Source organism: Vibrio sp. Vb0304, from assembly GCF_033338995.1.
Taxonomy (GTDB): domain Bacteria; phylum Pseudomonadota; class Gammaproteobacteria; order Enterobacterales; family Vibrionaceae; genus Vibrio; species Vibrio alginolyticus.
Map to the genome: position 1 here is coordinate 1 of NZ_JAWOTT010000021.1, position 23,801 is coordinate 23,801.

The following is a 23,801-nucleotide window of genomic DNA, read 5'->3' on the forward strand; positions in this document are numbered from 1 at the left end:
GCCCAAAAACTTCACCAGTACAAAGTTGTTCACCAGCACAGTGCCGACCAACAACAAAACATATTCGGTCATAGTTATTACGTTCTTAAAATCCGATCTTGATATTATCGTGTTTTGTGACACCAATAACAACCAGTGAACGATGTGGTTTTACATACACGATGGAAAAATAGTCGTCTAATTGATGTATTTTGATGAATCAATAAGAAATTGAATCGTTTGCTGAATGTATTGTTAGCGAGAGGATACTACCTATTAATTTTCATCTAATGTGTGATTTTAAAAAAAGCCCGCCTCTCCCAGGTAGAAAAGAGAGGCGGGCAACGCATATTTACAAGCTAATTATTTAAACTTTCTGAGTGCTTGATGGACTGTGTTTATATCTTACTTGTGAAGGTACGAGTGATGACGTCTTGCTGTTGCTCTGTCGTTAGAGAGTTAAAACGTACCGCATAACCAGACACTCGAATCGTCAACTGAGGGTATTTCTCTGGATGTTCAACCGCATCCAATAACATCTCTCGGTCCAGAACGTTGACGTTAAGGTGTTGACCACCTTCAATCGCAATGCCCTCGTTGCTTGCTTCGTGATGGAAGTAACCATCCATTAGCGCAGCTAGGTTCTTCTTCTGACTCAAGTCATCTTTACCCAATGCGTTAGGCACAATTGAGAAAGTGTAAGAAATACCATCTTTAGCGTAAGCGAACGGTAATTTAGAAACCGATGCCAGAGACGCAACCGCCCCTTTTTCATCACGACCGTGCATTGGGTTTGCACCCGGTCCAAAAGGCATACCTGCGCGACGGCCATCTGGTGTATTACCCGTTTTTTTACCGTAAACCACGTTAGATGTGATTGTTAAAATCGATTGAGTTGGCACTGCTTCGCGGTAGGTGTGCATCTTCTGAATTTTCTTCATGAAGCGCTCAACTAGATCACAAGCGATGTCATCAACACGGGCATCGTTGTTACCAAATTTTGGATAATCACCTTCGATTTTAAAATCAACGGCGATGCCATCTTCATCACGAACGGGTTTCACGGTTGCGTATTTAATTGCTGCTAAAGAGTCTGCAACAACAGACAGACCTGCAATACCACACGCCATCGTGCGGTGCACGTCGCGATCCATCAATGCCATCAGTGATGCTTCGTAGCTGTAACGGTCATGTGAGTAATGGATGATGTTCAACGCTGTGACGTATTGCGTTGCTAGCCACTCCAACATATTGTCGAAACGAGGCATCAAAGCGTCAAAGTCGAGAATTTCATCTTGAACTTTGTCCACTACCGGACCCACTTGCGCTTTCGATTTTTCATCGATACCACCATTGATGGTGTAAAGCAGTGCTTTTGCAAGGTTGGCACGTGCACCAAAGAATTGCATGTGCTGACCAACAACCTGCGGGCTCACACAACAGGCAATCGCGTAGTCGTCATTGTCGAAATCAGGACGCATTAGATCGTCGTTTTCGTATTGAACCGAAGAGGTATCAATCGACACTTTTGCAGCATATTGTTTGAACGCTTCAGGCAATTGCTCTGACCAAAGAATCGTCATATTTGGTTCAGGAGCAGGGCCCATAGTATGTAGCGTATGTAAGTATCGGAATGTCGTTTTAGATACTAGTGTACGGCCATCAACACCCATACCTGCCATGGCTTCGGTTGCCCAGATTGGGTCGCCAGAAAACAATGAATCGTATTCTGGTGTGCGTAGGAAGCGAACCATGCGTAGCTTCATGATGAAGTGGTCAATCATTTCTTGCGCTTGTGATTCATCAATCAAATCGTTTGCGATATCGCGCTCTAGATAGACGTCTAGGAAAGTCGAAGTACGGCCCAGTGACATTGCTGCGCCGTTTTGCGATTTAACCGCCGCTAGGTAGCCAAAGTAGGTAAATTGGATCGCTTCTTGTGCTGTTTTTGCAGGTAGCGACATATCAATGCCGTATTTCAGACCCATTTGACGAATGTCTTCAAGTGCTTGAACTTGATCGGCTATTTCTTCGCGAAGACGAAGTGTTTTCTCAAGATCGTTGCCTTGTTCTAAGAACGTTTGTGTTGAATTGTATTGTTCTTTTTTGTCTGCTTTTAAGAAGTCGATACCGTATAGGGCGAGACGGCGATAGTCACCAATGATACGACCACGGCCATAAGCATCAGGAAGGCCCGTGATGATGCCGGATTTACGACAGGCTAGAATTTCTTTGGTGTAAAGGTCGAAACACGCTTTGTTGTGAGTTTTACGGTATTCAGTGAAGATTTTTTCAACCGTTGGATCCAATTCGCGGCCATAAACTTCGCACGAGTTTTTTACCATGCGAATCCCGCCATTGGCGATGATTGCACGTTTTAGCGGTTGATCAGTTTGTAAGCCAACGATCTTTTCCAGATCTTTGTTGATGTAGCCTGCATCGTGGGAAGTGATTGTTGAGGGCAAGTCTGTGTCAAAATCAATAGGGGCGTGTGTGCGGCTTTCTTGTTTTATGCCTTCAAGCACTTGGTTCCATAATGCTGAAGTGGATTTGCTAACCTCGGCTAAGAAAGACTCGTCTCCCTCATAGGGTGTATAGTTTTTTTGGATGAAGTCACGTGTGTTGACAGAGTTTTGCCATTCACCAGCAGTAAATCCAGCCCATGCATCTAGCATGTCAGTTGTCGGAATAGTCATAAGTAAATCCCTAAGTTATTGATAATTAGAATGGAGGCGACGAGTAGGACGGAACCATTCTTAACCCTTTTAATCGTATGGATTTATTTGGTATGAGTAAAATGAATGCTTTTCATTTTTTCAATGATTAAATTGCATTAATAATAGATTCAATTGGTTATGATTATTTTTTGCTAGAAAAGAGACAGAATTAAATGTGTGGTACTGTGAGAACACTATCTATGACAATGTTATGAGTTCTGTAATTTGAACTTATTTCGGTGTGATTTTATGACGCCTAGATTGGCTTAGATTTCATGGCGATTAAGATACAAAAAAAGCCGTGTCTTGCGACACGGCTTTTCTATAATCTGGCTCCTCCTGCTGGGCTCGAACCAGCGACCTGCGGATTAACAGTCCGTCGCTCTACCAACTGAGCTAAGGAGGAATTGCTTTGCTTGAAAGCGGGACGAATCTTACCGAGCACTCAAACTACTGTCAACAGTAAAAAAATACATTTTTAGAAAAAAATATTGAGTTAAGGGCTTTACTTTTCTGTATGGCTTGCCAGTAAAGGCTCGAGGTTAGTTATCCACTAAATTTGTGGATAAGTATGTTGATGAGATCTGGGTAAAGAAAATTGATATGCAACTAAGTTTTTATTTAATGAATCTTTAGTCAGAGTTATGCGTAAAATAAGCAAATAAAACAGAGATTTATCGATGTTAATCAAAAGGTATTCAAAGTGGATAAAAATCAATCTTTTGGGGATAAGAAAGTTTTAAGCTAATTTTTGGGGAAAAGTTGTGGAAACTATAATGTGAAGAATGTGTGTAGCTCTTCAACTAGGGCGAAGTACTATATCAGAGTCACTTTTGTATGGCTATAGCATTCTAGACAAACAAGAAAATTTATTAACAATGATGGTTAAATTCTCGATAGACGTAGATTTCATTAGCTAAGGTGTATATATATACAGCCAAAGCGCAGTAAAATTGAGGAAGGGTATGAGTAAAGTCTATGAATTGGTCTCCGATTATCAGCCGTCGGGCGATCAACCAGGAGCGATCAATCAGTTGCTTGAGGGGCTCGATGCTGGGCTAGCACATCAAACCTTGTTGGGGGTCACAGGCTCAGGTAAAACCTTCACACTAGCGAATGTGATTGCTCAAGCCCAACGACCTGCAATATTACTTGCGCCAAACAAAACGCTTGCTGCTCAGTTATATGGTGAGATGAAGTCATTCTTTCCTAATAATGCGGTTGAGTATTTTGTTTCTTACTACGATTACTACCAACCTGAAGCATACGTTCCCACAACAGATACTTTCATTGAAAAGGACGCTTCGGTTAACGCCCACATTGAGCAAATGCGACTGTCTGCCACTAAAGCTTTATTGGAACGGAAAGACGCTATTATAGTTGCTTCGGTTTCAGCTATCTATGGTTTGGGTGATCCGGAATCCTACTTACAAATGATGCTTCATTTGCGACGTGGAGATGTGATTGATCAGCGTGATATGCTTCGTCGCCTAGCGGAGCTCCAATACTCGCGCAATGATGTTGCTTTTGAGCGAGGGCAGTTCCGTGTCCGTGGCGAGGTGATTGATATATTCCCTGCTGAATCAGACCAAGACGCTGTGCGCGTTGAGATGTTTGACGATGAGGTGGATTGCATCAGTGTGTTCGATCCATTGACAGGCGTGGTGAAACAACGAGACTTGCCGCGCTATACCATCTATCCCAAGACACACTATGTCACGCCAAGAGATCGCATTCTTGAAGCGATTGAAAATATTAAAGTCGAACTAGAAGTGCGCAAAAAGCAGCTTCTAGATAACAACAAGCTACTGGAAGAGCAGCGAATTAGCCAGCGCACTCAATTCGATATCGAAATGATGAATGAGTTGGGCTTTTGCTCCGGTATCGAAAACTATTCTCGTTATCTCAGTGGACGCTCGGAAGGTGAGCCGCCACCAACCCTGTTTGACTACTTACCTCATGATGGCTTGTTGATCATCGATGAATCTCACGTGACAGTACCGCAGATAGGTGCCATGTATAAAGGTGACCGTTCGCGTAAAGAAACGCTGGTGGAGTTTGGTTTCCGTTTACCTTCAGCTTTGGATAATCGTCCACTGAAGTTTGAGGAGTTTGAAGCACTAGCGCCACAGACGATTTTCGTCTCTGCTACTCCTGGAAATTACGAACTAGAAAAATCGGCGGGTGATGTAGCGGATCAAGTCGTTCGCCCTACAGGCTTGCTTGACCCTGAGTTGGAGGTTCGCCCAGTAGCGACACAAGTCGACGACCTATTGTCTGAGATCCGTATTCGCGCTGCTAAAGATGAACGAGTTCTGGTTACAACACTGACCAAACGAATGGCTGAAGATCTCACCGAATACCTTCACGAACATGATGTTAAGGTACGTTATTTACACTCAGACATTGATACTGTTGAGCGTGTGGAAATTATCCGTGATCTTCGCCTTGGGGAATTTGACGTGCTGGTGGGAATAAACTTATTGAGAGAGGGCCTGGATATGCCAGAGGTCTCGTTAGTTGCAATTTTGGATGCGGATAAAGAGGGCTTCTTGCGGTCTGAACGCTCACTCATTCAGACCATTGGTCGTGCTGCGCGAAACATCGAAGGTAAAGCGATTCTATACGCTGACCGAATCACCAACTCAATGAGAAAGGCGATGGATGAAACTAACCGTCGTCGCGAGAAGCAGGAAGCGTACAACGAAGAAATGGGTATTTCGCCACAAGCGCTCAAACGAAATATCAAAGACATCATGGAACTTGGCGATATCACTAAGTCTAAACGCCAGCGTAACACTAAACAGGTACCATTATCGAAAGTGGCGGAGCCTTCGCAAACTTACGAGGCACTGTCCCCTCAGCAGCTAGAAAAAGAAATCAGTCGACTGGAGGCGGCGATGTATCAGCATGCGCAAGATTTAGAATTTGAGTTAGCGGCACAAAAGCGTGACGAGATTGAAAAACTACGAGCGCAGTTCATCGCAAATAGTTGAACAAACTTACCGATTTAGCTATCCAAGCATTTAGGTCGCTTGTAAAAAAAAGAAGCCAATAGGCAGTCGGGTCTATTGGCTTGTTTTGTGAACATATCGTTCACTAACAACGTCAGTTGGCTAGGTGACCCGAGGGGTCACTATCGTTACAGCATGGTTTGTGCCACTTTTTAAATAATTGATATTATTTTTGAATTTTTTCCTTTGCCCATAATTTAGCTAATGTTATTTGCAAAATGCAAAGCGTAATGCGATTATTGTTTAAAACACAACAAAATAATAGCTAGGTTATGCAACAAAAACCCGAAGGCCCAAAGTCTCGTTACCTTTTAATGGTCGAGGACACAGCATCTGTTGCGGCTCTGTACCGCTCATACCTGACACCGCTTGGCATAGATATCAATATTGTCGGCACAGGTAGGGATGCCATTGAGAGCCTAAATCATCGAATTCCAGATCTTATTTTACTCGATCTCCGTCTGCCAGATATGACGGGGATGGACGTTTTACATGCCGTTAAAAAGAGTCATCCCGACGTACCTATAATCTTTATGACCGCTCACGGTTCTATCGATACCGCTGTCGAGGCCATGCGTCATGGCTCACAAGACTTTTTAATCAAACCGTGTGAAGCAGACCGTTTACGTGTCACGGTTAACAATGCCATTCGTAAAGCGACCAAGCTAAAAAATGAAGCCGATAATCCAGGTAATCAGAGCTATCAGGGGTTTATCGGCAGTAGCCAAACCATGCAGCAGGTTTACCGTACGATAGATTCAGCGGCGAGCAGTAAAGCGAGTATTTTTATCACAGGTGAAAGTGGTACTGGTAAAGAGGTATGTGCCGAGGCTATTCACGCAGCAAGTAAACGTGGTGACAAACCTTTTATTGCAATTAACTGTGCTGCAATTCCAAAAGATTTGATTGAGAGTGAACTGTTTGGTCACGTAAAAGGGGCCTTTACTGGCGCTGCGAATGATCGTCAAGGGGCTGCTGAGTTAGCGGATGGCGGCACACTTTTTCTAGATGAGCTTTGTGAGATGGACTTGGATTTACAAACCAAGTTGCTACGATTTATTCAAACGGGCACATTCCAAAAAGTGGGTTCCTCAAAAATGAAGAGCGTGGATGTGCGCTTTGTGTGTGCCACTAACCGTGATCCCTGGAAAGAGGTACAAGAAGGTCGATTCCGTGAAGATTTGTACTATCGTTTGTATGTCATTCCTTTGCATTTACCGCCTTTACGCGAACGAGGCGAAGATGTTATTGAAATTGCATACTCACTGTTAGGTTACATGTCACACGAAGAAGGAAAAAGCTTCATACGTTTTGCGCCTGATGTCATCGAGCGATTCAACAGCTATGAGTGGCCGGGTAACGTTCGTCAGTTACAAAACGTGCTACGCAATATCGTTGTTCTAAACAACGGTAAAGAGATTACGTTGGACATGTTACCGCCACCGTTGAATCAACCGCTTGACCGTCCGTCGTCTGTGGCTAAATTAATTGAGCCGAAAGCGATGACCGCATCTGAGATTATGCCATTATGGATGACGGAAAAAATGGCAATCGAGCAAGCGATTGAAGCATGTGATGGCAATATTCCTCGAGCGGCGGGATACCTTGATGTCAGTCCGTCGACGATTTACCGCAAGTTACAGGCATGGAACGGCAAGGAAGAGCGGCAAAAAGTATGAGTGTAAATGTATTAAATCAGCAAAAAATAGATGAACTGTCGATGGAAATTGGCAGTGACAACGTACCTGTACTGTTCGATATCTTCCTAGGAGAAATGGATACCTATATCGAGAACTTATCCCAACTACAGGGGGCAGAGCGATTAGCTTACTCAAAAGAAATCAGCCACGCGCTGAAAAGTAGTGCTGCGAGCTTTGGGGCAGATCGCCTTTGTGAACTGGCGATGTCCATAGACAAAAAAGCGAAAGCCGATGATTTAACTGCGGAGTCTGAGGAATTAGAGGCGATGTTCGATCTTTTGCACGAAACTCGAGATGCTTATCGCTCTTGGCGACAGTAGCTATTTATTCCTATTAACCATTTTTCTTAGTAAACATCTGTTCTTACTGGATGCCTGAACTAAAACCCTTCGATGACAGAAGGGTTTTCATTATCAACAAACAACTTAAAAGAGGGCGCTAGTCAGGTAACGTGCTCCTAGATAGAAAGTTGTAGCTGATTTTCAATCGCTAGTTTGAGCTTGTTTCTATCGTGACGCCAGTCTCGGTTAGAGGAGGCGAGTGACTCCGTCACTACATTCCATTGACTTAAGACGTCTTGCTCGGTTTTTTCTGCTAGAACCACGTCTATTTTTCTTCCTTGGCAGGCACGTTCACACCATTCTAACTTTTGAGCCATCGTCATACGTCCTGCTGGGCCGTATTCTGGGCTCAGGTTAGCAACAAAAATGACTTTTGCTTTTGTGTTTGCTGCAATCGCTTTGCCGAGTTCAGGCAGCAATAAAGGAGGCATGATACTAGTTAAAAAACTGCCAGGGCCAAGAATAATCGCGTCCGCTTCCGCCAAAGCTGTGATGGCTTCTTTGGTAGCAGGCACTTCTGGTGAAAGATCCAAACGTCGCAAGTCTGCTTTCATTTCGTCGACATTTGTTTCTCCCGTAACCCACTTCCCATCTACGGATAACGCGGAAAGATCCGAAGGGTGTTCGGACATAGGAAGGATGTTAACGTCGACTTTTAACATATTGCGAATCAGATTAATGGCATCTAAAGGCCTGACCGATAAGTTATCGAGTGCAGTAAGCATCAAATTACCAAGATTATGACCATCAAGTTCGCCAGTGCCTTTGAAGCGATATTCAAACATCATAGAACTGATCGAAGGCTCTGTAATGAGCTGATTAATACAGTTACGTGTGTCTCCCCAAGCGATTCCTCCTTGGCAGTGACGAATTCTTCCTGTTGAACCACCATTGTCAGTCGTGGCAACAATCCCAGTTGCATTGCTGCCAAAATCTCGTAATGCGGCCAGCATTCGACCTAAGCCATGACCACCGCCAACAGCGACCACTTTTTTATCTGTGTAGATATTCATTATGTTCTTCTAATAATCTAATAAAAAACGGCTACAATTTATCTTAAGGAGTGTCTTAAAGGTACTCACTTAGCGGTAAATTGTGTCTCTAGAGAGTTTTTTATCACTCAAGTCTGGATTCCATTACAAATATTAAGTATTTTACACCGCAAAGCTATCAGAGATTTCATATCTCTGGTTGCCATAACTCCGAGCTCACTATTGCTAAGTCCTTGGATAAGCGTTTTGAGCCAGTGGCATACTGTCACAAGGGCATGATTGGAAATGGCCATGCCTCCCGTGTTTGGAAAGGTGTTCCGTGGCGCAACAATTCGAAGACAAATTTCATCGTAAGTTTTATTACTTGCGTCTGTCTGTGACCGACGTATGTAATTTCAAATGTACCTATTGCCTTCCTGATGGCTATAAGCCTTCGGGCAATAAAAACTCGTCTTTTTTATCTCTCCCTGAAATCAAACGGGTCGTAAAAGCATTCGCTGATTGTGGCACGTCAAAAGTGCGCATCACTGGTGGTGAGCCTAGCTTACGCAAAGATTTTACCGACATAATCCATTCAGTAGCGGCGACGCCTGGCATTCAAAAAGTTGCAACGACAACCAATGGCTATCGCATGGCAAAACAAGTCGCAGATTGGCGTGAAGCGGGTTTAACCCACATTAATGTCAGTGTGGATAGCCTTGACCCGCGTATGTTTCATCAAATCACAGGTGAAAATAAGTTTACTGAAGTCATGAATGGTATCGAACGTGCGTTCGAGGTCGGTTATGAGCAAGTAAAAGTTAATGTGGTGTTGATGAAAGATCTGAACCATCACGAGCTGCCAGCGTTTCTTAACTGGATAAAAGATCGTCCAATCCAACTGCGTTTCATTGAGTTGATGCAAACGGGTGAGATGGATGAGCTATTTAATAAGCACCATGTATCCGGAGTTGCAATTCGTAACCAGCTAATTGCAAATGGTTGGTTGCTGAAAGTGCGCTCGCATAATGATGGTCCTGCGCAAGTATTTGTTCATCCTGATTACAAGGGTGAAATAGGTCTTATCATGCCTTATGAAAAAGACTTTTGTGAAAGCTGCAACCGACTGCGCGTTTCTGCGATGGGTAAGCTGCACCTATGTCTGTTTGGAGACCACGGTGTAGAATTGCGTGATCTTTTGGAACGTGATGAGCAAGAGAGTGAGCTTATTGAACGTATCCAGGCGCAGTTACAAACCAAGTCGGTAAGCCATTTCTTGCATGATGGCAATACTGGTATGACGCCACACCTCGCGTCTATCGGCGGCTAACTTCATTCAACTTTTAGAGCGAGCTTAGTGATAAGCTGGCTCTAACTTTTTCCGAATCGATACCAAGCGTATCAAAGCTAATTAAGAGAATAGGTGAACAAATGGGTCACGCTGAAAGCAAATTCCAACCTGCAAATATTGCCGTTCTAACGGTATCTGACACTCGTACTGAAGAAAACGATACCTCTGGTCGTTACCTAGCTGAGCATGCTCAAGAAGCGGGTCACAACGTAGTAGACAAGCAAATTGTTATTGATGACATGTACAAGATCCGCGCGATTGTTTCTCAATGGATTGCTGATGAAAGCGTACAAGCGATCATGATTACTGGCGGTACAGGTTTCACCTCACGTGATAGCACGCCAGAAGCACTTAAGCCTCTATTTGATAAAGAAGTTGAAGGTTTTGGTGAGTTGTTCCGTATGGTGTCGTACGAAGAGATCGGTACGTCTACGATTCAGTCTCGTGCGATTGCTGGTTTTGCTAACCACACCGTGATCTTCGCAATGCCAGGTTCAACTGGTGCGTGCCGCACAGGCTGGACAAAAATTATTAAACAGCAGTTGGATGCAAGTCATCGCCCTTGTAACTTCATGCCACACCTATCTGTATAACCTTTCCTAAAAGCGAAGGAAAAACAATGACCCAATTTACACATATCAATGCTTCTGGCGAAGCAAACATGGTTGACGTGTCAGCAAAAACGGAGACGGTTCGTGAAGCTCGTGCTGAAGCATTTGTTCACATGGCCCCAGAAACACTTCAACTGATTGTCTCTGGCCAGCACCACAAAGGTGATGTATTTGCGACGGCTCGTATTGCTGGTATTCAAGCTGCGAAGAAAACCTGGGATTTGATTCCACTTTGTCATCCGCTACTACTCTCTAAAGTTGAAGTTCAACTGGAAGCTATCGAAGCAGAAAACAAAGTTCGCATCGAATCAGTATGTAAACTTGCGGGTAAAACTGGTGTGGAAATGGAAGCGCTCACGGCAGCTTCCGTTGCTGCTCTAACGATTTACGATATGTGTAAAGCAGTACAAAAAGACATGGTCATTGGTCAAGTTCGTCTACTAGAGAAAACGGGTGGTAAATCTGGTCACTTTAAGGTGGAATCATGATTAAAGTACTTTTCTTTGCTCAAACTCGCGAGCTGATTGGCATCGACAGTGTCGAGTTAGACGGGCCGTTTGAAACGGTTGAATCAATTCGTTCACATCTAGTGGAAGAAGGCACTAAGAAAGATGGCAAGTGGGATTTAGCGCTCGAGCCAGGAAAGCTACTTGCTGCAGTGAACCAATCCATCGTCCCTCTGGATACACAAGTAAAAGCAGGTGACGAAGTTGCGTTTTTCCCGCCGGTAACTGGGGGTTAAGATGGATTCTCGTGTTTCTGTACAAATTGAAGACTTTTCGGTTGAGCAAGAATATCAACGTCTATCTGAAGGGACGGCTGCCGGCGCTGTCGTTACATTCGTTGGTAAAGTTCGAGATATGAACCTTGGGGATAATGTCATTGGTTTACATCTAGAGCACTATCCGGGGATGACAGAGAAGAGCTTGAGCGACATTTGCGATCAAGCTGAGTCTCGCTGGCCACTATTAGGTGTACGCGTGATTCATCGTGTCGGAGACATGGATAGCGGTGATCAAATTGTATTTGTGGGCGTTTCCAGTGCGCACCGCGGCGCGGCATTTGATGCGTGCGAGTTCATCATGGATTATCTGAAAACCCAAGCACCATTTTGGAAAAAAGAGCGTACGACGAATGAAGATCGTTGGATTGAGTCGCGCGACACCGATCATCAAGCTGCACAGCGTTGGGAAAAATAGAACTAACCCGCATTCTAGTGAAAAAAGCTAAGTGCTAATGGCACTTAGCTTTTTTTGTATTTATCTTCATTGTATTGCTCACTTTGTTTCAATATTTCCTATCTTTTGTCTGGTGATATTCTTCACAATAAAAGTTTTTTGCCCAATATATAAACAATTATTTGTTAGACTTGATTTGTCATAAATGTTAAATGATGTGTAAATATCTAGCATAAGATGCTAGTAAATGGTTTAAACTCAGATTAATCGAAAGTTTCGCCTGTTAAATGTCGCTTCTGGTCTTTATTTGGCTGGTGAATGCTTTGGGGTTAGAGTTTACTGCTAGATATGTGTGGTTTAGTCAGCATTATTGGTTTTTTTGCTACATTTTTATGGCAAATTACTTCAATGATTGCTAATGTGTGCCGCAGTCTTTGTAAGGTTTTAGACTTTTGTGCTCAGAAAGTGCACTAAAAAAATCTAAAACTCTGACCGTTCCAGGCCCTTACAAAGAAGTCATGGATGCTAACGAAAAAATTTGGAGTTTTACGCATGTATAAGAATAAAATCACGCGCGCTTTATTTATTGGTGCTGGTCTTTCTCTCGCTCTAGCTGGTTGTGGTGAAAAGCCTGCGGAGAAACAAGCTGCTGAGCCTGCTCCGGCTCCAGCCCCTGAAGCTAAATCTGATTCTAAAGAGCCAAAACTTGCTGCTGTTCAAGAATTGGTGCGTGGTAACGGTACAGAAGTTGCGACAATAGACCCTCATAAATCTCAAGGTGTTCCAGAATCCCACGTGATTCGCGATCTTCTTGAAGGCCTTGTAAACCAAGATGCGGACGGTAACACTATCCCTGGTGTTGCAGAATCTTGGGAAACTGAAGACAACAAAACATACACTTTCCACTTACGTGAAGACGCAAAATGGTCAAACGGTGATCCTGTCACTGCAGGTGATTTCGTTTACAGCTTCCAACGTGCAGTCGATCCAGCAACCGCCTCTCCATATGCTTGGTACATGGAATACACCAAGATGAAGAACGCAAAAGACATTGTTGCGGGTAAAAAAGATAAGAGCGAGTTAGGTGTTAAAGCGGTTGACGACCACACGTTAGTGGTTGAGTTAGATACTGCAGTACCATATTTTGTAATGATGATGGGCCACACGACAGTGAAACCTGTTCATCAAGCAACTGTTGAAAAGTTCGGCGATCAATGGACGAAGCCAGAGAACTTTGTAGGTAACGGTGCTTATGTTGTTGACAACTGGGTTGTAAATGAGCGTTTGGTTCTAAAACGTAACGAACAGTACTGGGACAACGAAAACACGACGCTTGATCAAGTGACTTTCTTACCAATCGAGAACCAAGTAGCGGAAATGAACCGCTTCCTAGCGGGTGAAATCGACTTCACGAACGAGCTGCCTACAGAGCACTTCAAGCGTCTGAAGAAAGAGCACCCACAAGAAGTGTCTGTAACCGGTAACTTATGTACTTACTACTACATCTTCAATACGAAGAAAAAGCCGTTTGATGATGTTCGTGTGCGTAAAGCGATTTCTTATGCGATTGACCGTAACATTGTGACTGATGCGATTTTAGGTCAAGGTCAAAAGCCAGCTTACTTCCTAACACCTGAAATTACGGCAGGTTTCAACCCAGAAATCCCTGCATACGGCAAAATGACGCAAGAAGAGCGTAACGCAGAAGCTGCGCGTCTATTGGAAGAAGCGGGTTACGGCGCAGACAACCCTCTTGAATTTAACCTTCTATACAATACATCAGAGAACCACAAGAAACTTGCGGTTGCACTGGGTTCAATGTGGAAGAAGACACTTGGTCTTGACGTTACGCTAGAAAACCAAGAGTGGAAAACTTACCTATCTACCAAAGATTCTGGCAACTTTGAGGTTGCTCGTGCAGGTTGGTGTGGCGACTACAACGAAGCTTCATCTTTCCTAACGCTGATGATGAGTAATAACACTACTGGTGGTATTCACTACGACAGCAAAGAGTACGATGCGATCATGAACAAAGCATTTGCTTCAACTTCTGACGAAGAGCGTCAAGCGCTTTACCTAGAAGCAGAGAAGTTGATGGCAAAAGATATGCCAATCGCACCTATCTACCAGTACGTGAAATCACGTCTACTATCACCGAAAGTTGGTGGCTTCCCAGTAAATAACGCGGAAGACAAGATTTACTCTAAAGATCTCTACATCACAGAGTAATTCGTAACTCGATAGAACTATAAAAATGAGGCCCTACATGTGAGAAATTGCATGTAGCGCCTATCTTTAGTCCAAAAGAATTGGACGACTTCTTTAATTTAACTGTCACAGACTGAAAGAGTGAGTTTATGCTTAAATTCATCGCAAAAAGGATATTTGAGGCGATCCCAACAATGTTGGTTTTGATCACCGTATCTTTCTTTCTTATGCGCTTTGCACCGGGAAACCCTTTCTCGACAGAGCGTCCATTGCCACCCGAAGTAATGGCAAATATCGAAGCTAAATATGGCTTGGATAAACCTGTATTTGAACAATACACCACGTATTTGACCAATGTTATCCAAGGTGATTTCGGACCGTCATTTAAATACCTTGATTACTCAGTAAACGAGCTGATCGCGGTTGCCTTACCTGTTTCGGCTAAAGTGGGCTTCATCGCCTTTATCTTTACTTTGATAATGGGGGTTACCGTCGGTACCATTGCTGCGCTCAAGCAAAATACTTGGATTGATTACACCATTATGTCGACTGCGATGCTTGGTGTCGTAATGCCATCCTTCGTATTAGCGCCTGCGCTTATCTACATATTCTCGCTTCACTGGAATATCTTCCCTGCGGGCGGTTGGCAAGATGGTAGCTGGCAGTATTTAGTGCTTCCTGTTATTGGTATGTCGCTACTGTATGTTGCTACCTTTGCTCGTATTACGCGTGGTTCGATGATCGAAACCCTAAACAGTAACTTTATTCGTACGGCACGTGCTAAAGGTCTAAGTTACCGTTATATCATTATCAAACACGCTCTTAAGCCGGCACTTCTCCCTGTTGTTTCTTACATGGGTCCAGCTTTCGTAGGTATCATCACCGGTTCCGTTGTTATCGAAACCATTTTTGGTCTGCCTGGTATTGGTAAACTATTCGTTAACGCTGCGTTTAACCGTGACTACTCGCTAGTAATGGGGGTAACCATTCTGATTGGTTTCCTATTCATTCTATTCAACGCGATTGTAGATATTTTACTTGCAATGATTGACCCGAAAATTCGCTACTAACAGGGACGTTTGGTTATGTTAACGAAAAAAGAAAACCTAGAAGCGATTGAGAAATTCTCCGAAAACTTGGAGATTGAAGGTCGCAGTCTTTGGCAAGATGCTCGTATCCGTTTCATGCGCAACAAAGCGGCGATGGTGAGCTTATTCCTTCTTGTTCTAATGACGTTGGCGGTTATTATCCTGCCAATGATCGCACCGTACACATTTGATGATACTGACTGGTACGCGATGCACGTTGCACCGAATGCTGACCATTGGTTTGGTACTGACAGCTTAGGCCGTGATTTATACGTGCGTACGCTAATTGGAGGTCGTATTTCGTTGATGGTAGGTGTTATGGGTGCATTTGTAGCGGTACTGATTGGTACGCTTTACGGCGCAGCATCTGGTTTCATCGGCGGTAAAGTTGACCGCGTAATGATGCGTATTCTAGAAATTTTATACGCGGTACCGTTTATGTTCCTGGTGATTGTACTGGTAACATTCTTCGGTCGTAACATCATGCTGATCTTCGTTGCGATTGGTGCTATCGCATGGCTAGATATGGCGCGTATCGTACGTGGTCAGACTCTTAGTCTACGTAGCAAGGAGTTTATCGAAGCGGCACATGTGTGTGGTGTAAGCAACTGGAAAATCATTACTCGTCATATCGTACCTAACGTACTGGGTATTGTAGCGGTATACTCTACGCTGCTTATCCCAAGTATGATTCTAACGGAATCATTCCTATCATTCCTTGGTCTTGGTGTTCAGGAACCAATGACAAGTTGGGGCGCTCTTCTACAAGAAGGTGCACAGACAATGGAAGTAGCAATCTGGCAGCTGGCATTCCCAGCAGTGTTCATGGTTGTGACGCTATTCTGCTTCAACTACGTTGGTGACGGCCTGCGCGATGCGCTGGATCCAAAAGACAGATAATTAAAAGATAAGATTAAGGAAGCAATGATGAGCTTATTAGATGTCAAAGATCTGCGCGTCGAATTCACCACGCAAGATGGTATCGTAACCGCAGTAAACGATTTGAACTTCTCTCTCAACCAAGGCGAAACCTTAGGTATCGTTGGAGAGTCGGGATCAGGTAAATCTCAAACCGTATTCGCAATCATGGGCCTTTTGGCTAAGAACGGTATTATTTCTGGTAGCGCAAAGTTTGAAGGCAAAGAAATCCTAAACTTACCAGAAAAAGAACTGAACAAAGTGCGTGCGGAACAGATCGCAATGATCTTCCAAGACCCAATGACATCACTGAACCCTTACATGAAAGTGAGTGATCAGTTGATGGAAGTGCTTATGCTGCACAAAGGCATGGGCAAAGCGGAAGCATTTGAAGAATCAGTACGCATGCTGGAAGCGGTAAAAATCCCTGAAGCGCGTAAGCGTATCACGATGTACCCGCATGAGTTTTCAGGCGGTATGCGTCAGCGTGTAATGATCGCGATGGCGTTGTTATGTCGTCCTAAACTGCTTATTGCCGATGAGCCAACAACAGCACTTGATGTGACGGTACAAGCACAGATCATGGACTTGTTGAATGAGCTGAAATCTGAGTTCAACACAGCGATCATCATGATCACGCACGACCTTGGTGTGGTTGCAGGTTCGTGTGACAAGGTGCTGGTGATGTATGCAGGCCGTACTATGGAGTACGGCAACGTAAACGAAATTTTCTACAATCCAAGCCATCCTTATGCGGAGGGGCTGCTGAAGGCGATTCCTCGCCTCGATACTGAGGGTGAAATTCTGCCGACCATTCCTGGTAATCCACCAAACTTGCTTCGTCTACCGCCGGGCTGCCCTTATCAAGAGCGCTGTCACCGTGTGATGGATCGTTGTAAGCGCGAGGCGCCAATTCTGACACCATTTGGTGATGGTCGTCAGCGTGCATGTTTTTCTGAATGGGAGGCTTGGAACAAATGAACGCAGTAGACAAAAAACTAATTCTGGACATTTCTGAGCTGAAAGTTCACTTCAGCATTGCCTCAAAGTCGGCATGGCCGTGGTCAAAGCCTTCGAGCCTGAAAGCGGTAGATGGCGTGAACGTTCGACTATACGAAGGGGAAACGCTTGGTGTAGTAGGTGAATCAGGTTGTGGTAAATCGACGTTTGCTCGTGCCATCATTGGTCTGGTTGAAGCTACTGACGGCCAAGTAGTGTGGTTGGGTCAAGACCTTACTAAAATGAAAAGCGTTCAGCGCCGTGAGACGCGTAAAGAAATTCAGATGATTTTCCAAGACCCATTGGCATCGCTGAATCCGCGTATGACTGTTGGTGATATCATCGCTGAACCTCTTGAGACATTCTATCCAGAACTGTCTAAGCAGGAAGTGAAAGATCGCGTTAAAGAGATGATGGCGAAAGTTGGCCTATTACCTAACGTGATTAACCGTTACCCACACGAGTTCTCGGGTGGTCAGTGTCAGCGTATCGGGATAGCGCGTGCGCTTATCCTTAAGCCTAAGATGATCATTTGTGACGAGCCAGTATCGGCGCTTGATGTATCTATTCAAGCTCAGGTTGTTAACCTGCTTAAAGAGATTCAAAAAGAGTTAGGGCTTTCTCTGGTATTCATTGCGCATGACTTGTCTGTCGTTAAACACATTTCAGATCGCGTTTTAGTTATGTATTTAGGTAATGCCGTGGAACTTGGCGAGGCCGAGGCTCTGTTTGCTGATCCTAAGCACCCATATACGCGTGCGCTGATGTCTGCGGTTCCGATCCCGGACCCGGATATTGAGCGCAATAAGAAAATCCAAATGTTAGAGGGTGATCTTCCTTCACCTATCAACCCACCGTCGGGTTGTGTATTCCGAACTCGTTGCCCACAAGCAACCGAAGAGTGTGCGAAGACAAAGCCAACCATTTTAGGTAATGACGTTCACGCGGTATCTTGTTTACACGTTAGTGTATAAATTCAGCCTGTGACGGGCTTAAGCGCGACACCTTCATCGGGTCGCGCTTTTTTTATGTGTCTGATTTATACATTCGAATTTCTTGAACATGATGTCCTAAGTTCGATGATTCTCTGTTTGATAGGAAACGCTAATATAGACACAAACAGAACGAGAGGAGAGCAATCATGGGTAAGTTGGTTGAAGGTGTTTGGCAAGATGTCTGGTATGACACAAAATCAAATGGTGGCAAATTTGTGCGCGAAGATGCCGGATTCCGTAACTGGGTTAAAAACGACCCTGATGCGGAGTTTACACCAGAGTCCGGTCGATACCATTTGTATGTCTCTCTTGCTTGTCCGTGGGCACATCGAACCCTCATTTTCCGCAAGCTGAAAGGTTTAGAACCACATATTGATGTCACGGTCGTTTGCCCTGATATGCTCAGCCAAGGTTGGCAAATGGGGCTTCCTGAGCCATTGTTTGGTCACACGCGCATGTATCAAATTTACACGCAGGCCAAACCCGATTACACGGGCCGCGTAACCGTGCCTGTACTTTGGGATAAAAAGACCAATACTATTGTGTCAAACGAGTCGTCAGAGATCATTCGCATGTTCAATTCGGAATTCAATGCGTTAACAGGGAATCACGACGACTACTATCCAGATCATCTAAAACACGTTATTGATGAGTGGAACGATTTTGTTTATCCGAATGTCAACAACGGAGTGTATCGTTGTGGCTTCGCGACTACACAAGAGGCGTATGAAGAAGCGTTTGATTCTTTGTTTAATGCGTTAGATAAAATCGATGCTCACTTAGCGACGCATCGTTACTTAGCAGGGAACACAATTACTGAGGCTGATTGGCGTTTGTTTACGACTCTTATTCGTTTTGATGCGGTGTATGTGGGGCATTTCAAGTGTAACAAGCAGCGCATCGCAGACTACGAAAATATACAAGGCTACTTAAAAGAGTTATATCAAGTCGAAGGCGTCGAAGAAACGACGGATTTCTATCACATTAAACGCCACTACTACTTCAGCCACACTGGGATTAATCCGACGCAAGTTGTACCCAAAGGGCCTGATTTAGACTTAAATACTCCTCATGGAAGAGAAAGTATTGGCTAGTTTGCTGCTTTCATCGCAAATGAAAAAGTACTTAACGGTTAGTAATGCCGTTAAGTACTTTTGTGTCATCTAAATACCTGGAGTAGGAAGTTTACTTTTTCATTCATCGCCACCTTACTTAGCGCGTACGATGTCCATCACTAGCTTTCCGTCCACTTTTACAGGACCGTCCTCTTTAGCGCCGAGCGTATACTCAAACACGCCAGTCTTCATGCCACCTTTCTCTCCGTGGACCATTAACATCAGCATATCGCCTGATTCTACTGGTTCCATCAAAATTGCATTTACGTTTTCATTCTTTCCCATTTTTAACGGAGCGTAGCCGATAACAGGACCAGGCTTCATTGATTCGTCTGTTCGGTGGACAACCATCCACCCATTGTCATCAGCATGAGCCATTTCAGCGGTCACCGTTCCTCCGGACATATCTTGATCGACGCCTTTAATACTCGGGGCGGAAAAGCTGAATGAAGAAAAACTAATCAGAAACGCAGCTAAACCAAACTTTATCAGTGATGTATTGATGAAATCCTTCATATATATTCCTTAGCAGTCAATGAGTTTTTGCATTGCAGTAGCTTTTACGTATTTCCTAGCAAAAAAGTTTAGCTAAAACGTAAATAATGTCGATAAATTGAACAGGACCGTGCTGCTTTGGAGCCAATGCATTTTTTGGGAGTGGGTCAATCGGTGTAAGAACAAGCACGAGCAATGTCGATTAGGTATGGGGGGCGATAGGGAGAAAAGCTTTGTGCACCAGTAATTATAGGTTGTGCAGTGATTGGTATAAAAAACAAATAAGTGTTCTGGCCAGCAATAGAAAAAGCCCTCGACGAATCGAGGGCTTTGTATCTATATCCAACTAGATGTCAGAAGCGATTATTTAGCTTCTTGGTCTGCTTGGATAGCTGTTAGAGCGATGGTGTACACGATGTCGTCTACTAGCGCGCCACGAGACAAGTCGTTTACAGGCTTACGCATACCTTGCAGCATTGGACCGATAGATACTAGGTCAGCTGAACGTTGTACCGCTTTGTAAGTTGTGTTACCCGTGTTTAGGTCTGGGAATACAAATACTGTCGCTTTACCTGCAACTGGAGAGTTTGGTGCTTTAGAAGCAGCAACGTTTTCCATAATAGCAGCGTCGTACTGTAGAGGACCGTCAATGATAAGATCAGGACGTTTCTCTTGAGCCAGTTTTGTAGCTTCACGTACTTTATCAACGTCTGCACCCTTACCAGATTCACCAGTAGAGTAAGAGATCATTGCAACGCGTGGTTCGATACCGAATGCTGCTGCAGAGTCAGCAGATTGGATAGCGATTTCAGCAAGCTGTTCAGCAGTTGGATCTGGGTTGATTGCACAGTCACCGTAAACCAGTACCTGATCAGGCAGAAGCATGAAGAATACTGAAGATACGATAGACGCATTTGGTGCCGTCTTGATGATTTGGAACGGAGGAACGATAGTGTTCGCCGTAGTGTGAACAGCACCAGAAACTAGGCCGTCAACTTCGTCGTTCTCAAGCATCATTGTGCCTAGGAATACTGAATCTTGTAGCTTCTCACGAGCCACAACTTCAGTCATGCCTTTCGCACCGCGCAACTCAACTAGGCGAGCAACGTAGTTTTCACGAACAGCATCTGCATCGATGATGGTTACACCAGTACCTAGCTCAACGCCTTGTTGAGCTGCTACGCGACGGATTTCATCTGGGTTACCTAGAAGTACACAGTCTGCAATGCCGCGTTCAGCACAGATTGCCGCTGCTTTAACTGTGCGTGGTTCGTCACCTTCTGGAAGAACGATACGCTTACCTGCTTTACGAGCAAGTTCAGTTAGCTGGTAACGGAACGCTGGTGGGCTTAGACGACGAGACTTCTGAGTGCCTTCAGTCATAGACTCGATCCAGTTACCGTCAATGTGGCCAGCAACGTGTTCGTTGATGAACTCGATACGCTCTTTATCGTCTGCAGGTACTTCGATGCTGAAGCTCTGTAGGTTTAGAGACGTTTGCCAAGTGTTACCTTGTGCTTTGAAGATAGGTAGACCAGTGTCGAATGCTGGTTTACATAGGCCTTCGATTTCGCTAGGGATATCGTAACCGCCAGTTAGCAGTACTGCACCAATATCCACACCGTTCATTGCAGCAAGAGAAGCAGCAACGATAACATCAGGACGGTCTGCAGAAGTAACAAGTAGAGAACCCGGTTTGAAGTGCTCAATCATGTTTGGCAGAGAACGTGCACAGAAAGTGATGCTCTTGATGCGACGAGTGTTGATGTCACCTTCGTTGATGATATCTGCTTTCAGGTGTTTAGCCATGTCGATTGCACGAGTCGCAATCAGATCAATGCTCCATGGCACACAACCTAGTACACGAATTGGAGAAGTGTTGAAAATTTCCATCACTTTCAATTCGTTTTGTTTCGCGCTGTCTGCATCGTCAAAGATTTCAGATAGGTCAGGGCGAGTACGGCCAGCTTCGTCAACAGGAGCGTTTAGCTTGTTGATGATAACACCAGAGATGTTTTTGTTTTTAGTGCCGCCGAAGTTAGAACATGCTACTTCGATACGCTCTTTCAGTTGCGCAGGGTTATCAGTACCTGGAGTCGCAACTAGCACGATTTCTGCACCAAGTGTTGCCGCGATTTCCGCGTTTACTTGGTTTGCAAATGGGTGCTTACGAGTAGGTACAAGACCTTCGATTAGCGTAACGTCTGCGTCTTTGTTGATTTGGTTGTAACGTTCAACAACGGTTTCTAGCAGCTCGTCCATGTTGTCGTTACCGATTAGGCTTTCAGCAACAGACATCGCCATTGGTTCACCGATCTTCATATCGCTGTTACGACCAACGATAGTTGAAGTCAGATCTGGCTGATCACCACCTGAACGTGGCTGACAGATTGGCTTGTAGAAAGAAACTTTAACGCCTTTACGCTCCATAGCGCGAAGAACACCCATGCTAACGCTTGTTAGGCCAACGCCTGCGCTAGTAGGGATAAGCATAATAGTACGAGACATTCGTAGAGTACCTTTAGCTATTTGGGGGATAAAAGCTCAACTCTTATTCCATGAAGCTCGAAGAATAGGAGTTGAGCCCCTAAGAAATTCGTTTGAATTCCTGGCTAGCCGAGTGGCTAGCCAGGAATTCAATTAAAGACCTGTCAGGCGAGCAGTGTCTTCAGCGATGACTAGCTCTTCGTTAGTAGAGATAACCATTGCAGGGATACGGCTGTTTTCAGTCGTGATAACGCCTTCGCCGCCGAAGCGAGCTTTAAGGTTAGCTTCGCTATCTACTTCGATACCGAAGATGCCAAGACGGTTTAGAACCATTTCACGGATAGGGCCAGAGTTCTCGCCGATACCGCCAGTGAAAGTGATTGCGTCTAGACGGCCTTCCATTGAAGCAGTGTAGCCAGCAACGTATTTAGCTAGACGGTGGCAGAACACGTCCATTGCGCGTGTTGCTTCTTCTTTTTGACCGTAGTTGTCTTCAACGAAACGACAGTCAGAAGTCACTTCAGTTAGACCTTGAAGACCAGACTCTTTAGTTAGCATCGTGTTGATTTGATCAACAGAGTAACCTAGAGCGTCGTGTAGGTGGAAGACGATAGCAGGGTCGATGTCGCCACAGCGAGTACCCATTACCAGACCTTCAAGTGGAGTAAGACCCATAGAAGTGTCTACAGATTGACCGTTCTTGATCGCACATACAGATGCGCCGTTACCTAGGTGACAGTTGATGATGTTTACTTCTTCAACTGGTTTGTTTAGTAGGCCTGCAACTTCACGAGTGATGAACAAGTGAGAAGTACCGTGCATGCCGTAACGACGGATACCGTGTTCTTTGTATAGGTTGTATGGAAGAGCGTATAGGTAAGACTCTTCAGGCATAGTTTGGTGGAACGCAGTGTCAAATACAGCAACGTTTTTCAGCTCTGGGAAGTTTTTCTTAGCCGCTTCGATACCGATGATGTGAGCAGGGTTATGAAGAGGTGCAAATGTTGCAGCGTCTTGAATACCTTTTAGAACTTCATCAGTAATTAGTGCAGATTGAGTGAACTGCTCGCCGCCGTGAACGATACGGTGACCGATTGCGCCTAGGTTAGCTTTAAGCTCTGGCTTAGAAGCAAGAATAGTTTCTACCATAAACGCTAGTGCTTCTTCGTGAGCTGCACCATTGCCTAGTTGAGCTTCGTGCTTGCCATCAAGTTTCCACTTGATGCGAGCTTCAGGAAGGTGAAGACACTCAGCAAGACCTGACAAGTGCTCGTCGCCGTTCTCGGCATCAACAACGGCAAATTTAAGAGAAGAACTACCGCAGTTTAAAACTAAAACTAGCTTAGACATGTATGACTACCTGTTATTCGTCTGATAAAAAATCAGTTAAAGAATGAAAAATTAATCACAAGAATAGCCGATACCCAGAAGGCTGCGTACTAATCCTGGTCAAAAATTGTTCTAATTCCATATAAAGAAATAGTGATGAACCCTTCCATCACTATGATGCGATCCGTGCAGATAGATATCTCGGAGTTGCTTAAATTGTAAATAACAGCAACAATGAGATTGAGGGTCTGCAAAGGATAGCGATAATAAGCAATGATAACAAAAAAAATTTGAAAGAATATTAA

Annotated in this window: 19 protein-coding genes, 1 tRNA gene, 1 pseudogene and 1 riboswitch; of the genes and pseudogenes, 14 read left to right on the top strand and 7 right to left on the bottom strand. The window is 44.4% G+C overall.

Annotated features, from left to right (window positions below):
• From R7P35_RS19145 to R7P35_RS19155, 3 genes and pseudogenes are all read right to left on the bottom strand, one after another.
• Positions 1-72, bottom strand: a pseudogene (locus tag R7P35_RS19145) (electron transport complex subunit RsxA); the annotation flags it as partial.
• A gap of 305 nt (positions 73-377) precedes the next feature.
• Positions 378-2,675, bottom strand: coding sequence for a formate C-acetyltransferase (gene pflB, locus R7P35_RS19150; RefSeq protein WP_065274718.1), 2,298 nt, complete (start codon positions 2,673-2,675; stop codon positions 378-380).
• Positions 2,676-3,026: 351 nt separating this feature from the next.
• A tRNA-Asn gene (locus R7P35_RS19155) sits at positions 3,027-3,102 on the bottom strand.
• Positions 3,103-3,661: 559 nt separating this feature from the next.
• Between R7P35_RS19155 and uvrB the strand changes: the two genes are divergently transcribed.
• The 3 genes from uvrB (at position 3,662) to luxU (ending at position 7,730) form a co-directional block, all read left to right on the top strand.
• Entirely contained in the window at positions 3,662-5,692 is a 2,031-nt protein-coding gene (uvrB, locus tag R7P35_RS19160) for an excinuclease ABC subunit UvrB (protein ID WP_258458471.1), read from the top strand.
• Between the two features lie 290 nt (positions 5,693-5,982).
• The gene (gene luxO / locus R7P35_RS19165) at positions 5,983-7,389 is read left to right on the top strand and encodes a quorum-sensing sigma-54 dependent transcriptional regulator LuxO (RefSeq protein WP_005380768.1); all 1,407 of its coding nucleotides are present in this window, start codon (positions 5,983-5,985) and stop codon (positions 7,387-7,389) included.
• The gene (gene luxU / locus R7P35_RS19170; protein ID WP_136976695.1) at positions 7,386-7,730 is read left to right on the top strand and encodes a quorum-sensing phosphorelay protein LuxU; all 345 of its coding nucleotides are present in this window, start codon (positions 7,386-7,388) and stop codon (positions 7,728-7,730) included. Before luxO ends, luxU begins: the two co-directional genes overlap by 4 nt.
• A 137-nt stretch (positions 7,731-7,867) precedes the next feature.
• Here luxU and R7P35_RS19175 read toward each other — a convergent pair whose 3' ends face one another.
• Positions 7,868-8,764 carry a YvcK family protein gene (locus tag R7P35_RS19175; RefSeq protein WP_005388931.1) on the bottom strand — a complete coding sequence of 299 codons (897 nt, stop codon included), beginning with the start codon at positions 8,762-8,764 and terminating at the stop codon, positions 7,868-7,870.
• Between the two features lie 175 nt (positions 8,765-8,939).
• A riboswitch (molybdenum cofactor riboswitch) is annotated at positions 8,940-9,074 on the top strand.
• On the opposite strand from R7P35_RS19175, the gene moaA reads away from it, so the two are divergent.
• The 11 genes from moaA (at position 9,063) to R7P35_RS19230 (ending at position 19,164) form a co-directional block, all read left to right on the top strand.
• Positions 9,063-10,052, top strand: coding sequence for a GTP 3',8-cyclase MoaA (gene moaA / locus R7P35_RS19180; RefSeq protein WP_017636052.1), 990 nt, complete (start codon positions 9,063-9,065; stop codon positions 10,050-10,052). Its footprint overlaps the riboswitch before it by 12 nt.
• A 101-nt stretch (positions 10,053-10,153) precedes the next feature.
• Positions 10,154-10,666 (top strand): molybdenum cofactor biosynthesis protein B, encoded by a 513-nt coding sequence (gene moaB, locus R7P35_RS19185; protein ID WP_005388935.1) that lies wholly within the window; start codon positions 10,154-10,156, stop codon positions 10,664-10,666.
• A gap of 26 nt (positions 10,667-10,692) precedes the next feature.
• Entirely contained in the window at positions 10,693-11,172 is a 480-nt protein-coding gene (gene moaC, locus R7P35_RS19190; protein ID WP_005380779.1) for a cyclic pyranopterin monophosphate synthase MoaC, read from the top strand.
• Positions 11,169-11,426: a molybdopterin synthase sulfur carrier subunit gene (gene moaD, locus R7P35_RS19195; protein WP_170890430.1), complete on the top strand. Its 258-nt coding sequence runs from the start codon at positions 11,169-11,171 to the stop codon at positions 11,424-11,426. Before moaC ends, moaD begins: the two co-directional genes overlap by 4 nt.
• 1 nt (position 11,427) lies before the next feature.
• A complete protein-coding gene (gene moaE, locus R7P35_RS19200; RefSeq protein WP_005380781.1) occupies positions 11,428-11,883 on the top strand; it encodes a molybdopterin synthase catalytic subunit MoaE in 456 nt (151 codons plus the stop codon).
• A 531-nt stretch (positions 11,884-12,414) separates the two neighbouring features.
• The gene (locus R7P35_RS19205; RefSeq protein ID WP_017633862.1) at positions 12,415-14,091 is read left to right on the top strand and encodes an ABC transporter substrate-binding protein; all 1,677 of its coding nucleotides are present in this window, start codon (positions 12,415-12,417) and stop codon (positions 14,089-14,091) included.
• 128 nt (positions 14,092-14,219) lie between these two features.
• Positions 14,220-15,140, top strand: a complete 921-nt coding sequence (gene oppB / locus R7P35_RS19210; protein WP_005380786.1) for an oligopeptide ABC transporter permease OppB — start codon at positions 14,220-14,222, stop codon at positions 15,138-15,140.
• A gap of 15 nt (positions 15,141-15,155) precedes the next feature.
• On the top strand, positions 15,156-16,058 hold the full coding sequence (gene oppC, locus R7P35_RS19215) for an oligopeptide ABC transporter permease OppC (RefSeq protein WP_017633861.1): 903 nt from the start codon (positions 15,156-15,158) through the stop codon (positions 16,056-16,058).
• Between the two features lie 27 nt (positions 16,059-16,085).
• Entirely contained in the window at positions 16,086-17,057 is a 972-nt protein-coding gene (locus R7P35_RS19220) for an ABC transporter ATP-binding protein (RefSeq protein WP_005380792.1), read from the top strand.
• Positions 17,036-18,049, top strand: a complete 1,014-nt coding sequence (oppF, locus tag R7P35_RS19225) for a murein tripeptide/oligopeptide ABC transporter ATP binding protein OppF (protein WP_005387265.1) — start codon at positions 17,036-17,038, stop codon at positions 18,047-18,049. Before R7P35_RS19220 ends, oppF begins: the two co-directional genes overlap by 22 nt.
• Before the next feature lie 167 nt (positions 18,050-18,216).
• On the top strand, positions 18,217-19,164 hold the full coding sequence (locus R7P35_RS19230; protein ID WP_213886606.1) for a glutathione S-transferase family protein: 948 nt from the start codon (positions 18,217-18,219) through the stop codon (positions 19,162-19,164).
• 114 nt (positions 19,165-19,278) lie between these two features.
• On the opposite strand, the gene R7P35_RS19235 is transcribed toward R7P35_RS19230, so the two are convergent.
• The 3 genes from R7P35_RS19235 to R7P35_RS19245 form a co-directional block, all read right to left on the bottom strand.
• Positions 19,279-19,701 carry a hypothetical protein gene (locus R7P35_RS19235; RefSeq protein WP_005380804.1) on the bottom strand — a complete coding sequence of 141 codons (423 nt, stop codon included), beginning with the start codon at positions 19,699-19,701 and terminating at the stop codon, positions 19,279-19,281.
• A 342-nt stretch (positions 19,702-20,043) separates the two neighbouring features.
• Positions 20,044-22,188, bottom strand: coding sequence for a phosphate acetyltransferase (gene pta, locus R7P35_RS19240; RefSeq protein WP_005380805.1), 2,145 nt, complete (start codon positions 22,186-22,188; stop codon positions 20,044-20,046).
• 132 nt (positions 22,189-22,320) lie between these two features.
• Positions 22,321-23,517 carry an acetate kinase gene (locus tag R7P35_RS19245; RefSeq protein WP_005380807.1) on the bottom strand — a complete coding sequence of 399 codons (1,197 nt, stop codon included), beginning with the start codon at positions 23,515-23,517 and terminating at the stop codon, positions 22,321-22,323.
• Between the last annotated feature and the right edge of the window lie 284 nt (positions 23,518-23,801).

Bases quoted from the DNA above. Each gene is read 5' to 3' on its own strand.
- pflB (WP_065274718.1), bottom strand. From the start codon at position 2,675: ATGACTATTCCGACAACTGACATGCTAGATGCATGGGCTGGATTTACT.
- uvrB (WP_258458471.1), top strand. From the start codon at position 3,662: ATGAGTAAAGTCTATGAATTGGTCTCCGATTATCAGCCGTCGGGCGAT.
- luxO (WP_005380768.1), top strand. From the start codon at position 5,983: ATGCAACAAAAACCCGAAGGCCCAAAGTCTCGTTACCTTTTAATGGTC.
- luxU (WP_136976695.1), top strand. From the start codon at position 7,386: ATGAGTGTAAATGTATTAAATCAGCAAAAAATAGATGAACTGTCGATG.
- R7P35_RS19175 (WP_005388931.1), bottom strand. From the start codon at position 8,764: ATGAATATCTACACAGATAAAAAAGTGGTCGCTGTTGGCGGTGGTCAT.
- moaB (WP_005388935.1), top strand. From the start codon at position 10,154: ATGGGTCACGCTGAAAGCAAATTCCAACCTGCAAATATTGCCGTTCTA.
- moaC (WP_005380779.1), top strand. From the start codon at position 10,693: ATGACCCAATTTACACATATCAATGCTTCTGGCGAAGCAAACATGGTT.
- moaD (WP_170890430.1), top strand. From the start codon at position 11,169: ATGATTAAAGTACTTTTCTTTGCTCAAACTCGCGAGCTGATTGGCATC.
- moaE (WP_005380781.1), top strand. From the start codon at position 11,428: ATGGATTCTCGTGTTTCTGTACAAATTGAAGACTTTTCGGTTGAGCAA.
- R7P35_RS19205 (WP_017633862.1), top strand. From the start codon at position 12,415: ATGTATAAGAATAAAATCACGCGCGCTTTATTTATTGGTGCTGGTCTT.
- oppB (WP_005380786.1), top strand. From the start codon at position 14,220: ATGCTTAAATTCATCGCAAAAAGGATATTTGAGGCGATCCCAACAATG.
- oppC (WP_017633861.1), top strand. From the start codon at position 15,156: ATGTTAACGAAAAAAGAAAACCTAGAAGCGATTGAGAAATTCTCCGAA.
- R7P35_RS19220 (WP_005380792.1), top strand. From the start codon at position 16,086: ATGAGCTTATTAGATGTCAAAGATCTGCGCGTCGAATTCACCACGCAA.
- oppF (WP_005387265.1), top strand. From the start codon at position 17,036: ATGGGAGGCTTGGAACAAATGAACGCAGTAGACAAAAAACTAATTCTG.
- R7P35_RS19230 (WP_213886606.1), top strand. From the start codon at position 18,217: ATGGGTAAGTTGGTTGAAGGTGTTTGGCAAGATGTCTGGTATGACACA.
- R7P35_RS19235 (WP_005380804.1), bottom strand. From the start codon at position 19,701: ATGAAGGATTTCATCAATACATCACTGATAAAGTTTGGTTTAGCTGCG.
- pta (WP_005380805.1), bottom strand. From the start codon at position 22,188: ATGTCTCGTACTATTATGCTTATCCCTACTAGCGCAGGCGTTGGCCTA.
- R7P35_RS19245 (WP_005380807.1), bottom strand. From the start codon at position 23,517: ATGTCTAAGCTAGTTTTAGTTTTAAACTGCGGTAGTTCTTCTCTTAAA.